A 14,115-nucleotide genomic window follows, 5' to 3' on the forward strand; every position below is an offset into this window, starting at 1 on the left:
ATGATGGACGGCGAGATCGACCGGATTGGGCGCAACTTCAGTTACGAAACGCAGAGGAAATCATGCACCGGGAACTAAGCAATTGGATTTACATCGGAAGCAACGCATACGACGAGTACACGTTTGTTTCGTGGCTGAACAGAAACGTCTATCGTTGTACCGTCGATCTGGGACGCGTCTGCTTGCTGTAGTGCGAAGCCTCGTAAGCTTTCCTACGAATGGCAGATCGGGGTGCGCTCTTTCCGCCCGGACGAGCGCGCGACTGATAAGGGCGTTGCTTCATCCATCGCCTTTGTGTCGATGGCGGGCATCGCGCGTGGCATGGCTGCGCTGATCATCGTGCTTTCTGTGATGAACGGATTCGGGAGTGAAGTGCGTGACCGCATGCTGTCGATGCTCCCGCACATCGAAGTATCCTCCCTAACGGGAATAATGCCGAACTGGAGACGAACCGCGGACGAGTCGCTGTAAAAACCAACGGTAGCGCCTCCATCCGGAGCCTCTAGAACGCGTGGTGCATCCCGACGATCGCCCCGAGTTGATTCTTGCCCGCGACGCCGACGGGCATCGAGTTCTGGATGCCGAACGTGCCGAGCGAATTGTTCTTCACGTAGCCAACGTCGGCATATAGCGCGGTACGCTTTGACAGCGAATAGTCGGAGCCGATCTTGTAGAGGGTTCCGCTCATCGAGCCATTCGTTCGATCGTCCAGGCGGATACAGACCGCCGAGAACTCCAAGGCCGGGCTGAAATGGTAGTCGATTTCGCCCGTATAGAAGTTGACGCTCGATCCCTTGGCTTCATCCTTGAAATTGGCGAAATTCAGTGCAAAGCGGAACTGCGCAAGCTTATAGTTTGCGCCGACCGTATAGGCTTGCGCGACTTCGTTGTTGGTCACGCCGGTCGGATCGTTGCCGGAGAAGTATGCGCCGCCGACAAGGAGGTCACCGATGTGCCAGGTGAGCCCCGCGGACAGCGCACGCTTCGTCTGGAAGTCGCCGGCGGTTCCTCCGAAGCTGTACATGGCGGACCCATGAAATCCATACACATCCGGCATCTGATACTCGACCGAGTTGTCGACCCAGGAGTATTGCCATCCCGAGTAGCCGGTGAGGTTCTGGTAGAGCAGGTTGTTCAACGAGCCGAAATTCGAGTAGCCGGTGACGTCCAGGTCGACAAGCGTCCTGAGCAGAGGCGATTGGTTCTTCCCGAGCAGCAGGCCGCCGAATTGCCCGCTTTTCAGGCCGACGGTAGCGCCGCGATCGAACAGCACGGTTGACCCGCTGCTCGGCAGTCCCCCGTTGATGAACGTACCGTTATTGACGCGAAAGCCGTTCTCCAGCGCGAAAGTCGCTTGCCAGCCGCCCCCGATATCTTCCGCGCCAAGAAAGCCGAATCGGCTCGTGTACTCGCCCCCGGAAACCACCTGCCAGGAGTTGCCGCCAGGCCCGGCATGCGTCTTGTACAGAATGCCGCTGTCGACGATGCCGTAGAGCGTCACCGAAGACTGCGCGTGCGCGACGCCGAGCCCTGCCAAACCGATGCAAAACCCAAGCGCGAAAACCGAACTCCGTTTCATACAGCTCTCCGAGGATAAATGTCTTTTTAATCTAGGGCTACTGAATATTGTTATGAATTCGTCAGGACTGTGTCGTTGTTGATGCTTCTACCGTGGGAGGGAGGGCCTGCGCCTGGAAAAACGCAGCCCGCAGAAACCGCACAGGAAGATGAAAATCGCCGCGATCCAATGCAAGGAACGGTGGGGATTGGCGACGATTTCGAAACCGAATGCCTTGAACAGCGTCACGGGGGTGCTCATGCTTTCGGAAAGCGCGCCGGTCAACTCGATCATTGCGGCGAAGCCCGCAACGCTCAGGAGGCCGCACAAACAAACCAGAGAGAAATGCGCGATCAACATCGGGGTGCCGTGCGCTGCGCGATAGATCGTTGCATAACGCGCCACGGTCGCGGGAGCGTCAATGAGACCGTTGCGCATGAACATGACGACAAGCACGAAGCACGCGCCGAGATAGAGCGGCCACGCATGCGTGAGCGACGCAAGGCAGATGGACGCCAACGTGATGAGCGCTGCCCCGACAACCGGCCCAAAGAATGAGGCATAGCCGCCGATGAATGCGTGAAGCAGGCCTGCTGTGCTTTGCGGCAGGGAGAGCGAATCCATCGTGACCACCTGGAAGCCGAGCGCATAGAGGGCACCTGCAACGCCTGCGAACCCTGCGGAAACCGTCGAGGCGATACCACGGATGAGGGCCGGGCTGAAACCGATGAACTCGACCCGCTCGGGGTTGTCGCGAGTCGCGAGCATCAGCTGCCCGAGTGCGGAGCGGCTCAGAGCGAACATCAGCACCGTCGACAGCCATGTCCAACCGGCAATCAGCAGATAGATGGCGACCGGCGAGCCGAAATCGATGCCCCATTCGTTGGACTTCGCGGGATCCAGCGAGATGCCCTCGTCGCCACCGGACCAGCCTGTCAGGACGGTGGCGGCGGAGAACGCCAGCTGGCCGATCGCCAGCGTGATCATCGCGTAGGTGAGCGCGCCGCTGCGCACGGTGAACGACGCCAGGAAAGCGCCGGCCACGACGGAAACGGCCCAACCGACCAGCGGCGCGAGCACGAGCGGGAAGGCACCGCCGAAGTGATTGAGCGCATGCGCTGTCGCGTAGGCACCGAGGCCGAAGTAAAGCGCGTGGCCGAACGAGAGCAGACCGGTACCGCCGAGCAGCATGTTATAGGCGACTGCGAACGTCACCGCGATGCATATCTGAGCCAGAAGCGATACCGCGAACGGCGAGGAGAACAGCAACGGTAACGCGGCAAGCAGCGCCAGTGCGGCGATCCACGCCGTGGCCTGCAGAGAGAGGCGTCGCTCGGCAGGCAGATAGCGCGAGTAAGCGGTGTGGCCGGCGGTGCTCGCCGATGAGGGTTCGGCGAAATGGCACGCGAGCGTGTTGGGTTGACGTTTCATCAATGACATGATCCGGGTTGTTCAATGACGGGCGCCCATCAGGCCGCGCGGGCGAAGGCCCAGCACCACGACGACGATGACAAAGGGAACCAGTGGCGCAAAACGGCTGATCGGCTGATCCAGTGCGGCGGTGGCCGCGGCCGACCATGAGAACAGCGCGTGCAAGGGTCCGAGAAGACTGCTCCATGGCACCTCGGTCGATGTCGCGAGCGTCTGCAGCACGCCGATCAGAAGCGACGAGACGAGCGCGCCGCCCAGCGATCCCAGGCCGCCGACGACGATCACGATCATGAGAATCGCGTCGAGTTCGCCTGCCATCCCGGGCTCCGTGCCGAGCAGATTTCCCGACAGCGCGCCAGCCAGTCCGGCGAGCGCGGCGCCCGCGGCGAACACCATGTTCCGCAATAGCGGCAGGTTGTGGCCGAGCGTGTTCACGATGTCGGGATGTGACAGTGAAGCGCGCACCGTCGTGCCGATGCGAGTGCATTTGAGCGTCACCACGAGCAGCGCCAGCACTGCTAGTGTCATGACCAGCGTGAACGCGCGATACGCCGAGTAGTCGATGCCATACAGCGAGAAGAGTGGAACATTGAGGCTTGCGGGCATCGCATAGGCGACGGGGCTTTTGCCCCAGATCAGGCCGACCAGTTCGATCAGGGCGATATGAATGCCGAACGTGAGCAGGAGCGGACCGAGCAGGCCGTAGCGCAGCACATGCCGGATCCCGAACCGTTCGATGAGCGCGCCAAGCAGTGCGCAGCATGCGGGGGACACCACCAATCCCATCCAGAACCCGAGTCCGAGCAGTTGCGACGCCGTATAGGCGAAGTACGCGCCGAGCGTATAAAAGGCGGTATGTGAGAAGTTGAGCACGCCCAGCATGCTGAATACCAGCGTCAATCCCGAGGCCATCAGGAAGAGCAGCATGCCGTACGTGAGCCCGTTGAAGAGGCCGAGCAGAATCGATTGCATAGCAGTGGGTTCCGGGCGAAAAGGAGCGGTATGAAAAAGGGCGGCGCTGCGACCTCGGCATCAGGCGCCGGGAGGCCGTTTCATCTGGCAGGTCGTGGGCTCGCTCATCTGCTCGCTGCCGAACGTCTTCAGCACTTTGAAGCCCCAGGGCGTGCCGTCCTGCTTGAACTTGGCGTCCGGGCTCATCACAGACAGGTAGACCGGCATCTGCGCCTGATGGTCGCTCGCGCGGATGGTGGCGCTATAGTTGTCGAACGCCACGGTGGTCGTCTCCATCGCTTTCGCCACGGGCAGCGGCTGCGTGGTGCCCGCTTTGCCGACCGCGTTCGTCAGGAACCGATAGGCCCGGTACATGCGCACGCTTTCGAAGTCACCGTAGCCGTCGGCGCGTGACTGCTCCACCAGTTTGTCGATCGTCGGCAGGTTCATGCTCATGACAGAGTCGGACGCCTGATACACACGGTTGACACCCTTTGGCCCGATTGCGGGTAGCTGCCCGTGCTGTGACGCGTAGACCGTATACCAGCGCGCGTCGAGCCCCACCTCGTTGCCGGCGCCGATGAGCCGGTTCAGGTCGGTGCCAATGGCCGCGGTGATGACCACATCGGCGTGTGCAGACTTGATCTTCGCCACATAGGGCGTGAAGTCCTGAACGCGATCGGGGGGGAAAAGCTCGCTTCCGATCACCTGAATGTCCGGCCTGAACTGCTTGAGCATCCGCTTCGTGACGGCGTCCGCATCCTGTCCGGACGAGTAGTCCATGTTGATGAGGTAGACCCGCTTCACACCAGGCTCGAGCGACAGGATCGCGCCTTTCAGCTCCATGCCGAGATGGGCCTGGGTGCGGAACTGCCAGAAAGAGCAGTATTGGTTGGTCGTTTCCTCGTCGAGCCCGGCCCAGTTGATCAGGACCATCTCCTTGCCGGGATTTCGCGCGTTGTATTTGTCGATGGCGTCGAGCAAGGTCATCGTGACGTTGTTGCCGACGCCCTGCAGGATGTAGTGAATGTCGCTGCCGATTGCACGGTCGAGGCAGCTCTTCGCGTCCTTGGGATTGAACTTGCTGTCGCAGGTCGTCAACTCGATCTTCTGACCGAGCAGGCCGCCGGCATCGTTGTCGCGCTTGACCGCGTACTCGAGATTTCGGCTGGTGGCCTGCATCGTCGCCGATTGCGGGCCGGAAAGCGGATCGATGAGCATGATCCGCAGAGGTTGCCCCGCATGCGCGAGAGCGCAGCACATCAAGGGGGCGGCAATCGCGGCGGCGGCCGCGAGGCGTTTGTATCGGGTAGCTGCCATGTTTGTCTCTCTCCTGCTTGTTGCGCAATCGCGCGTCCTCGGTTTGTTGCGGGCTTCAGACTTCGAGCCATTCGTTGCGAATCGCCGGGTCGCTCCGAAACGCCGGGACGCTGCCGTCGAAAACGATCTGGCCATGCCCCATCACATTGACGCGCTGACAGAGGTCGAGCGCGATAGTGAGCTTCTGTTCGACCAGCAGAATGGCGACCCCTCGTCGCGCCGCTTCGCGAATCAGCGCCGCGACCTGGTCGATCATCGCGAGGCTCAGCCCTTCGGTCGGTTCATCGATCAGCAGCAGGCGGGGCTCGCCCATCAGCGCTCGGCATATCGTCAACATCTGTTGCTCGCCCCCGGACAGCACACCGCCGGCGACGTTCGCGCGTCGCTGCAGATTCGGGAAAAGCTCGAAGAATTCCTGCTCGGTCCAGTGCGGACCGCCTGTACCGGGACGCGATGCGCGATTGCGCTGGGGAAGGCCGACCGCCAGGTTCTCGCGCACCGTCAGATCGGGGAAGATCGCGCGGTTCTCGGGGACATAGCCGATACCCGCACGGGCGACCTCGTGCGGCTTCGCGCGCGTAAGCGCCACGCCGCCCATCGTGATGCTGCCGGTGCCGTCGATGAGCCGCATGATGGTCTTTAGCAGCGTCGAGCGCCCGGAGCCATTGCGACCGAGCAGCGCGACCGTCTCCCCTTCGGCGACGCGCAGCGTGGCGCCGTGGAGCACCCGGCCGTCGCCATATCCCGCGACGATGTCTCGCGCTTCGAACAGCGGCGTGCCCGGCGTGGGGCTGACGGTTGACGTGCTGTGATTCGTGATGGCTGACATGTAATCGGTTCCTTTGCGCTCACTGTGGGATCCCGACGTACGCCGTCTGCACGCGCGCATCCGCGCGCACGCTGGCGGGGTCGCCGCACGCGATGATTTCGCCATACACGAGCACCGAAATCCGGTCGGCAAGCTCGAACACCACGTCCATGTCGTGCTCGATGATGACGATCGTCCGGTTCGGATCGGCGTCCCGCAATCGCCTGAGCATCGCGATGATGCGATGCGTCTCCTCGCGGTTCATGCCAGCCGTGGGTTCGTCGAGGAGCAGTACCTGTTGCCCGCCTGCCAGCGCGAGCGCGATTTCGAGCGCGCGCTGATCGGCGTACGGAAGCAGGCCGGCCGGCTGGTGGCAATGCTCGAGAAGACCGACTTCCTCCAGCACGCCCAGTGCGCGCCTGTCGGCAGCACCGCCGCGCGGCACGCGCCGCCAGAATGACGGCCCATAGCCCACGGCCCGAAGCGCGCCCATGCGGGCGTTCTCGAAGACGCTCAGACGGTCGAACAGATTGTTGGTCTGGAAGCTGCGGCCGAGCCCGGCCCGGCTGATCCGGCTCGCGCTGTGTTTCGTGATGTCTTTACCGTGCAGACGGATCGTTCCCGAGCTTGCCGTGTAGCGGCCGCTGATCAGGTGGAACAACGTCGACTTGCCCGCGCCGTTCGGCCCGATCAGCACATGGCATTCTCCCCGGTGGATCGACCAGTCGACACCGCGAATGATCTCTGTCGCGCCAAACGCCTTGCGTATTGCCGTCAGACGAAGTACGGCGTCTTCGGCGTGGTCACTACTGTTCGAGGGGGTCGCGGCATTCATGCTGTTGCCCAAAATGTGATCTCACTGTGAACCCGACGGACTTCCCAGCCCCCGCGACACCTGCGGCATATCGGAGCCCGGCCCAGAACTTCAGCGAGAGCCGGCTGCTCGCCTAAAGTTGTCATCGTAAAGATGACGGTGTAAATATTAGGTTTGCGGCATGGTTGCTGGCAACCTGTTTTGAATCAGGGATTTCCCTTTGATGGCATTTCGGATCGGGCCGTTTTTTGATCCGTATGGGTGCATGGCTTCTACCCGGAACGCGGCGGCGTAAAATGTGGCTGCTCCGGCCGCTTGCGGATCACGGCCGGGTATCGGCGGATAATTACTAAACGGTGACAACATGTCTTCAGTACCTCTCGACCTGAAACCGACGAAGAAGAGCACGTGGCATCACGGCAACCTTCGTGAGGAGATGGTTCGGCGCGGCCTCGAGTTGCTCGAGCTGCGTGGCGCAGCCGAGCTTTCGCTGCGGGAAGTCGCACGTCTGGCGGGCGTCTCGCAGACCGCGCCGACGCATCATTTCGGCGACAAGGAGGGACTCCTTGCCGCGATCGCATCGGAAGGATTCCGGCAGTTGATGGCTGATCGTCTGGCGGCACTCAAGGACGGCATGACGAAGGAAGAGCGCTTGCGCGTGGTGATGCGCGCCTACGTGGGATTCGCGCTGCGGCGCCCCGAGCTGTTTCATTTGATGTTCGGCCCGCGGATTGCGGACAAGACCCGGCACGCCGAGCTGATGGACGCGAGCGCGGCATCGTTTCAGTTCCTCAGCAACTCGATTGCGGAATTTCAGGCGGACCAGAAAAATGATGAGCGGCCGCCACGGTATTCAGCGATCGCGGTGTGGTCCGGCATGCATGGACTCGCGACCCTGCTGTCCGATCGTAAGAGCGGACTGTGCCAGGTACCGGACGATCGGATCGACGATGTTTGCCTGTCGGTGACTGGCGTCCTGCTGGGCGGCCTTCTGTCGCCTCACGTCAGCGCATCGGCTCCGGCCCGCAAGACAGTGGGCCGCGCGAAGAAAAGCGCCGCTTGACCCTCCGGCCCGTACGGCACGATGGCAAACCGCTAACTGCGTGCCGCCTCGCGGCATGCTGATATCAGGCGCCGCATTGTTGGCGTCTGCCATGCGTCGCACCGCGGCATGGTCCCGCCTTGCGGCGCCTTCCTCGCAAGCATTCCACATGTTCAACTCGCGGGAAAAGTCGACACCATCCTGTTGACGAAGAAACTTGACAGTGTAACAATCAGCTCACGGTAACCCTTGCGGGCGGCAGCAGCGGAGCATGCGAGGGCTTGGCAAAAGGTTCCATGGACGGCAGCGCACGCTGCGCGTCCCGCGAGTGAGTGCGATGACGAGGCGATATCTGGAAGATCTTGCGATTGGCGAATCGTGGGGCAGTCGGGAAGTCACGATCGAAGAACAGGACATCATCGAGTTCGGCCGAGGCTTCGATCCGCAACCGTTTCACCTCGATGTCGAGGCGGCCAAGGCCAGCCCGTTCGGCGGGCTGATCGCGAGCGGGTGGCATCTGGCGTCGCTGGCGATGCGCCTGTGCGTCGAGGCGCGTTCATACGGAGACACGCCCGTGGTCGGCATCGGTGTCGATGAATTGCGCTGGTATTCGCCGGTGCGTCCTGGCGACCGGGTCCATGTCGAACGTGAGCTCGTCGAGATTCTCGAGGTGCCGGACAAGCCGCGCCGAGGCACGGTGAAGGCACGTGTGGACCTCGTCAATCAGAACGGGGATCTCGTCATGCGCATGTATGCGCTGAGCAGCGTGCCCAAGCGAAAGCCGGCAGACGGTGAGGGCGCACGTTGAATTCATGGAGCGCTTCGAACGTGTCGAATTGCGCTCTTCCCAATGGTTTTGAGTTCAGGAGATAGAGGATGGCCGATATTGTTGTGGCAGGGTTTGCCCGTTCACCGTTTCATTTCGCACGCAAGGGCGCGCTGATTGACGTGCGCCCCGACGATCTCGCGGCCGCGGTCGTGTCCGCATTGCTCGAACGCACAGGGTGCAAGCCGGAGCAGATCGAGGACCTCGTCGTGGGCTGTTCCTATCCCGAGGCGGAGCAGGGGCACAATATCGCGCGCATCATCGGTTTTCTGGCCGGCTTCGGCGATCTCGTGCCAGGCGCTACCATCAACCGGTTCTGCGGATCGTCGATGTCGGCGGTCCACTATGCCGCGGGCCAGATTGCGCTCGGCCTGGGCGATGCGTTCATCTGCGCCGGCGTCGAATCGATGACGCGGGTCCCACAGGGCGGCTTCAACAAGTCTCCGAATCCGGCGTTGCTGGACACGTTTCCGGCGGCCTATCTGCCGATGGGCGTCACGGCGGAGAACGTCGCGAGGCAGTTCGGCGTGAGCCGGGCGGAGCAGGAAGCGCTCGCGGTGCTCTCGCACGAAAAGGCGGCGGCGGCGCGCGAGGACGGTCGCCTGGCCGCGGAAATCGTCCCGATCAAGATGCCGCAGGGCATCGTCTCGCAGGACGGATGCATCCGTCCCGGGACGAACGCCGCGGCGCTTGCGGAGCTAAAGCCGGCCTTCGCCGAAAACGGCAGCGTGACCGCGGCCACGTCCTCGCCGTTGACAGACGGCGCATCGGCGGTGCTGATCTGCAGCGCCGAGTTTGCGCTTCGCAACGGGATGCAGCCGCTCGCCAAAATCCGTAGCGCGGCGGTGGCGTCATGCGACCCCGCCTTGATGGGTATAGGTCCGATTCCAGCGTCCCGCAAAGCGCTCGCGCGCGCTGGCATTTCGGTGGAAGATCTTGACATCGTTGAAATCAATGAGGCGTTCGCGAGCCAGGCGATCGCCTGCGCGCGCGACCTGAAGCTGGATCCGGCGCGCACGAATGTGGACGGCGGCGCCCTCGCGATCGGCCATCCGCTCGGCGCGACGGGAGCTCGTCTCGTTGGCAAAGCGGCGTCGGTGCTCAAGCGCACCGGCGGGCAGTTCGCGCTTGCGACGCAATGCATCGGCGGCGGCCAGGGCATCGCCACGATCCTCGAAGCCGTCTAGGCATGCTCGCGCCGGCTGCGCGCCGGTGCGTAGCAAGATACAGAAGAGTCACGGAGACATTTCAGGAAAGCTTATGTCCATAACGCCCCTCAATATTGCCGACTACCCGTTTCGCGAGACGGGATTCCGCACACCGTCGGTCGTCGTCGAGCCGCGAACATCTGAGATCCTGTTGCTGCGCTCGGGGCATTCGCTTCCCGCGCAACCCGGGTGTACGGTCGACTGGCTCGAGCACTGGGTCGCGAAGCGGCCGGATGCCCCGATGCTGGTCGAGCGCGACGCGAACGGCGAATGGCGGACCATGACCTGCCAGCAAGTGTGGGATGCCGTCCGTTCGATCGCAAGCATGCTGTTGTCGTCGGGCGCGTCGCGCGAGAAACCGGTTGCGATCCTCTCGGAAAACTCGACCGAACAGGCGCTGCTGACCTGGGGCGCGCTATACGCCGGCGTCCCCGTGTCTCCTGTTTCGCCCGCGTATTCCTTGATGGGCGGCGACTATGCACGGCTCCGTGCGGCCTTCGATGTGGTCCGCCCGCATATCGTGTTCGTGCAGGACGCCGAGCGCTTCGCGGGCGCGCTGGCAGCCTTGCGGGTGCCTGCCGAGCGCACGCTGGCGGCCCGTCATCCCGCGCCGCGGATGCTCTCTTTTGCGCAGTGGCTCGCGGCCGCCCCGAACCCCGAGCTCGCGTCATACCACGCGAGTCTCACGCCGGACATGCCCGCGAAATACATGTTCACTTCGGGCTCGACCGGCATCCCGAAGGCAGTGGTGATCACGCGGCGCATGATGGCGGCGGCGCAGGAGATGGCGGCCCAGGTGTTCGAGCGCGATCCCGAGACGCAACCCGCGTATCTGGAGTGGCTGCCCTGGCATCATGTGATGGGTGGCAACATCGTGATGAATCGCGTGCTGCGCTTCGGCGCGACGTTGTACATCGACGAAGGGCGCCCGCTGCCGGGCCGCTTCGACGCGACGCTCAAGAACCTGCGCGATGTCGCGCCCTCGCTTTATTTCAACGTGCCGGCCGGTCTGTCGATGCTGATTACCGCGCTTGAGCGCGACGAGGCGTTCGCGCAGCATTTCTTTTCGAGGCTCATTTACGCCTACTACGGTGGGGCGGTCCTCTCACGGGAGCTTTACGACCGCTTCCAGGCTGTATCGATCAGGACGACTGGGCACCGAACAGTATTGACCTCCGTATTCGGTGCGACCGAGACTGCAGGGCCTGCCGTCACCCAGTACTGGGCAGTCGACGACGTCGGCTGCATCGGCCTGCCGCTGCCCGGCGTCGAACTCAAGCTGGTCGAGGACAGCGCGTTGCCGGGGCGGTACGAAATGCGCATCCGCGGCGACAACATCGTTCGCGAGTACCTGAACGCGCCGGCGCAAAGCCGCGATGCGTTCGACGAAGATGGCTTCTACAAGCTTGGCGATGCGGTGAGGTTCGTCGATCCGAAGTGCCCTGAACGCGGTTTGCGTTTTGCGGGCCGCTTCGCCGAGGACTTCAAGCTGGCGAACGGTACCTGGGTGCGCACGGCCGCGCTGCGCACGCGACTGCTCGACTCGTGCCTCCCGCTGCTGAAGGAGGCGGTGATCGCTCACGACGGTGATAACGCACTCGGTGCGCTCGCTTGGCCCGACCTCGACGCATGCCGCGAATTCCTGGGCGCACCGGCCGGCGCGCAGGTCGAGCAGTTGCGCAGCGATCCGAAATTGATCGCGGAACTCGCGCGCCGTCTCGAACTGGTCAATGCGGGGCAAACCGGCGCATCGATGCGTATCGAGCGCGTGGGGCTGCTATCCGAACCGCCGTCGTTGCAGGCATACGAAGTGACGGACAAAGGCAGCCTCAACCAGCGAGCGGTGATTGAAAGGCGTGCCAGCGACGTGAACGCGCTGTTTCGCGAGCCGTATCCGGCGCATGTAGTGGTGCCTGGGACCGTGCCGAGCCGATAGCTTCATCGATGAGTCATGGATGACTCATCGTCGACAATCAGCGCGCCGGGACTTCGGTCTCAGGCGCGCTTTTTCTTGAGGGGAGCACGAAAGCTGGCGGCCGCGCCGGCGACGTATCGCAGCGCGGACCTTGCAGGCGCTTCAGACAGTGCGAGCGGCGCGGTCGCGGTCGTTCAGTTCGCGGATCGAGTCGCGCGCCTTGACCCAGTCATCGTCGGTCCAGTCCTTGAAGTGATAGAAATTGCCGCCGGTCGCGAGGCTGTTTGCACCATCGATCGTCAGCGTCTGGCCGGTTAGCCATTCGCATCCATCGGCCATCAGGAACGTGGCAAGGTTCTGCAATTCGTGCATCTCGCCACCACGGCCCATCGGACTGCTGCCGTCGGCGCGGCCGGCGTCGGAGCGACCCGGATAGAGCCGTTTGCTCATGCCGTCAGTGGGAAACACACCCGGGGCAATGGCGTTCAGGCGGATGCCGAAGCGTCCCCACTCGATGGCAAGAGACTTCGTCATCACGTTGACCCCGGCCTTGGACATCGACGACGGCACAACGAACGGCCCGCCATTCAGTACCCATGTGACCAGGATCGAGACCACGCTGCCGCGATGGCCGCCCTTGATCCAGCGCTTGCCGATCGACTGGGTGACGTAGAACGTCCCATGCAGAACGATATTGGCGATCGCGTCGAAACCGCGCGACGACAGATCTTCCGTGCGGCTAACGAAGTTGCCCGCGGCATTGTTGACGAGACCCGTGAGCGGCCCGTCTTGCCAGATCGACTCGATCATCTCGTCGACCGCCTCTGCGTTGCGTATATCGACGGCGTGACATTTGACGCTGCCGCCGTACTGGCTCATCAACTCGTCGGCGGTCTCTTGCAGCACCGCTTCGCGGCGACCGCAGATGTAGAGATCCGCACCCAGCTGCAGGTATTTGGCGGCGATCTCCTTGCCGAGTCCCGACCCGCCTCCGGTCACGAGAATCCGTTTGCCCTTCAACACGTTGTCTTGAAACATTGCCTCTCCTTTGCCTCTGAAAGGAACACGCTGGCGGTGCGTATTCAGGTGGGTTTGCGTCCTGCATGTCGCCGAACGGTCAGGCACGTGAACGATCTGCACGCTCACGTCTTCAAACTTGACACTGTTATGTTACTTGTGGATACTGGGTCGCGCAACAGGAATTCCACGACCCGGCGCTGGTTCGGGACTCGATGCCTTAATCGGCATGAAACGTGGCGCCGCGCGTGAAGCGTGATTAGCCGTCGGAGAGAGCGAAGGAGATGAACATGGAAGGTAAAACCCCAATTCTCGTTACAGGGGCTGCGGGACGGATGGGTGCGGTGGGTCGCACGCTGACCCAGTATCTGATCGAGCAGGGTCAGAAGGTCCGCGCGCTGGTGCGCACGGAAGACGAGCGCTCGGATGCGTTGCGTCAGATGGGTGCCGAAGTGCTGGTCGGCGATCTGCTCGATCTGGAGTCGATGCATCGGGCGATCGCCGGCTGCGAATCGGTGTATTTCAGCATGTCGGTTTCCGACGCTTATCTCGCGGCGACGGTCAACGCGGCCGCGGTTGCGAAGCATCACGGCGTGAAGGCTTTCGTGAACATATCGCAGATGAGCGTCGCTCAGATGAGCGTCATGGAGACCACGCCAAGCCCGCAGCACAAGCTCCATTGGCTTGCAGAGCAGGCATTGAACTGGTCCGGACTGGCGGTCGTACATGTGCGGCCCACCGTGTTCGTCGAAAATTTCTTCTTGCGCTTTGCCGCACCCTCGGTGAAGGCGGACAACGAAATCCGACTGCCTTTCGGTCAGGGCAGGACGTCTCCTGTCGCGGCGGACGACGTAGCGCGTTCGGTCGCGGCGATCCTCTCCGATCCGGCTCCGCACATCGGCGCCACCTACCATTTGACGGGCCCGGAAGTCGGCGACATGCATTTCTACGCAGCCGAATATTCAGCCGCGCTTGGCCGGACGATCACTTACCGGGACATTCCCGTTGGCCCCTGGCGCGAGACGCTGGTCGAGCGCGGCATGGCCCCGCACTTGATCGCACACCTCACGGCGATGGCCGATTTGCATCGAGCAGGCCGCTATGACCGGATGACGGACGATGTCTTCAAGCTGACGGGCCGGCAACCGGCGAGCGTTCGCGATTTCGTGAAACAACACGCGGATGCCTTTACCTCCAACCCGGTCCAGGAGTCTCAAGCTTGAAT

General features: G+C 62.7%; 12 protein-coding genes and 1 pseudogene. 6 read left to right on the forward strand and 7 right to left on the reverse strand.

Annotated elements, in window-relative coordinates:
• Nucleotides 1-165 precede the first annotated feature (165 nt).
• A pseudogene (locus AB4Y34_RS01215) lies at nt 166-462 on the forward strand (lipoprotein-releasing system transmembrane subunit LolC); the annotation flags it as partial.
• Nucleotides 463-502: 40 nt separating this feature from the next.
• Here the strand turns inward: AB4Y34_RS01215 and AB4Y34_RS01220 are convergent.
• The 6 genes from AB4Y34_RS01220 to AB4Y34_RS01245 form a co-directional block, all read right to left on the reverse strand.
• On the reverse strand, nt 503-1,579 hold the full coding sequence (locus AB4Y34_RS01220; RefSeq protein ID WP_176379503.1) for a porin: 1,077 nt from the start codon (nt 1,577-1,579) through the stop codon (nt 503-505).
• A gap of 87 nt (nt 1,580-1,666) precedes the next feature.
• Entirely contained in the window at nt 1,667-2,827 is a 1,161-nt protein-coding gene (locus AB4Y34_RS01225; protein WP_368714993.1) for a branched-chain amino acid ABC transporter permease, read from the reverse strand.
• Between the two features lie 183 nt (nt 2,828-3,010).
• A complete protein-coding gene (locus tag AB4Y34_RS01230; RefSeq protein ID WP_368714994.1) occupies nt 3,011-3,961 on the reverse strand; it encodes a branched-chain amino acid ABC transporter permease in 951 nt (316 codons plus the stop codon).
• A 60-nt stretch (nt 3,962-4,021) separates the two neighbouring features.
• Nucleotides 4,022-5,161, reverse strand: coding sequence for an ABC transporter substrate-binding protein (locus tag AB4Y34_RS01235; protein ID WP_368714995.1), 1,140 nt, complete (start codon nt 5,159-5,161; stop codon nt 4,022-4,024).
• A 154-nt stretch (nt 5,162-5,315) separates the two neighbouring features.
• Nucleotides 5,316-6,089, reverse strand: coding sequence for an ABC transporter ATP-binding protein (locus AB4Y34_RS01240; protein WP_368714996.1), 774 nt, complete (start codon nt 6,087-6,089; stop codon nt 5,316-5,318).
• Nucleotides 6,090-6,108: 19 nt separating this feature from the next.
• Nucleotides 6,109-6,903: an ABC transporter ATP-binding protein gene (locus AB4Y34_RS01245; RefSeq protein WP_176379508.1), complete on the reverse strand. Its 795-nt coding sequence runs from the start codon at nt 6,901-6,903 to the stop codon at nt 6,109-6,111.
• A 343-nt stretch (nt 6,904-7,246) separates the two neighbouring features.
• On the opposite strand from AB4Y34_RS01245, the gene AB4Y34_RS01250 reads away from it, so the two are divergent.
• The 4 genes from AB4Y34_RS01250 (at nt 7,247) to AB4Y34_RS01265 (ending at nt 11,894) form a co-directional block, all read left to right on the forward strand.
• The gene (locus AB4Y34_RS01250) at nt 7,247-7,945 is read left to right on the forward strand and encodes a TetR/AcrR family transcriptional regulator (protein ID WP_176120388.1); all 699 of its coding nucleotides are present in this window, start codon (nt 7,247-7,249) and stop codon (nt 7,943-7,945) included.
• Nucleotides 7,946-8,261: 316 nt separating this feature from the next.
• Complete coding sequence (locus AB4Y34_RS01255) at nt 8,262-8,732, forward strand: MaoC family dehydratase (protein ID WP_176368113.1); 471 nt, start codon at nt 8,262-8,264, stop codon at nt 8,730-8,732.
• Between the two features lie 68 nt (nt 8,733-8,800).
• Nucleotides 8,801-9,937, forward strand: coding sequence for an acetyl-CoA C-acyltransferase (locus tag AB4Y34_RS01260; protein ID WP_368714997.1), 1,137 nt, complete (start codon nt 8,801-8,803; stop codon nt 9,935-9,937).
• Nucleotides 9,879-11,894 carry an AMP-binding protein gene (locus tag AB4Y34_RS01265; protein ID WP_368714998.1) on the forward strand — a complete coding sequence of 672 codons (2,016 nt, stop codon included), beginning with the start codon at nt 9,879-9,881 and terminating at the stop codon, nt 11,892-11,894. Before AB4Y34_RS01260 ends, AB4Y34_RS01265 begins: the two co-directional genes overlap by 59 nt.
• Nucleotides 11,895-12,035: 141 nt before the next feature.
• On the opposite strand, the gene AB4Y34_RS01270 is transcribed toward AB4Y34_RS01265, so the two are convergent.
• On the reverse strand, nt 12,036-12,911 hold the full coding sequence (locus AB4Y34_RS01270; protein WP_368621764.1) for an SDR family oxidoreductase: 876 nt from the start codon (nt 12,909-12,911) through the stop codon (nt 12,036-12,038).
• A 269-nt stretch (nt 12,912-13,180) separates the two neighbouring features.
• Here AB4Y34_RS01270 and AB4Y34_RS01275 point away from each other — a divergent pair, with 269 nt between their 5' ends.
• The gene (locus AB4Y34_RS01275; RefSeq protein WP_368714999.1) at nt 13,181-14,113 is read left to right on the forward strand and encodes an NAD(P)H-binding protein; all 933 of its coding nucleotides are present in this window, start codon (nt 13,181-13,183) and stop codon (nt 14,111-14,113) included.
• Nucleotides 14,114-14,115 lie beyond the last annotated feature (2 nt).

The organism is Paraburkholderia sp. BR10954 (assembly GCF_040965775.1).
GTDB lineage: Bacteria > Pseudomonadota > Gammaproteobacteria > Burkholderiales > Burkholderiaceae > Paraburkholderia > Paraburkholderia youngii.